The 526-nt window shown below is 66.3% G+C and carries 2 pseudogenes; both read right to left on the bottom strand.

What is annotated here, in order from left to right:
• Positions 1 to 434, bottom strand: a pseudogene (locus AC0L3U_RS38380) (electron transfer flavoprotein subunit alpha/FixB family protein); the annotation flags it as partial.
• Positions 434 to 526: pseudogene (locus tag AC0L3U_RS38385) on the bottom strand (electron transfer flavoprotein subunit beta/FixA family protein); the annotation flags it as partial. The pseudogenes AC0L3U_RS38385 and AC0L3U_RS38380, both read right to left, overlap by 1 nt.

Here is a 526-nt window from a genome sequence, read left to right on the forward strand (position 1 = left end):
ATGACCTTCTTGGCGTCCTTCGACTTCACCGTCTGGATGGCGTTGCCGGCGTAGATCGGACGCTCATAGGTGTCGGGGGCGACCACCTTGGTGATCTCTGAGACCTGCATGACGTCGAGCAGGGCCGCGACGCGCGGCATCACATTCTTGAAGCGCGAGGTCGCGGGCGCGACGATGGCGTCGTAGCCGGGAGCCAGCGAGACGATCAGCGCGGCCAGTGGCTCGGCCAGATCGTGCGCGTAAAGCGCGCCGTCGGCGAGCAGCACCTTCTTCACACCGGCAAGCTTTGCGGCCGCGTCCGCTGCGGCCTTGGCGTTCTCACCGGCCACCAGAACCTCGACGTCCGCGCCGAGCGCGGCCGCCGCGGTCAGGGCCTTGTTGGTCGCATCCTTGAGCGACGCATTGTCGTGTTCGGCAATCAGAAGCGTCGTCATCAGAGCACCCCGGCTTCGTTCTTGAGTTTCGACACCAGCTCGGCGACGTCCTTGACCTTGACGCCCGCCTTGCGGCCCGCCGGCTCGGTCGT

This window comes from Bradyrhizobium sp. Kon69 (assembly GCF_055807515.1).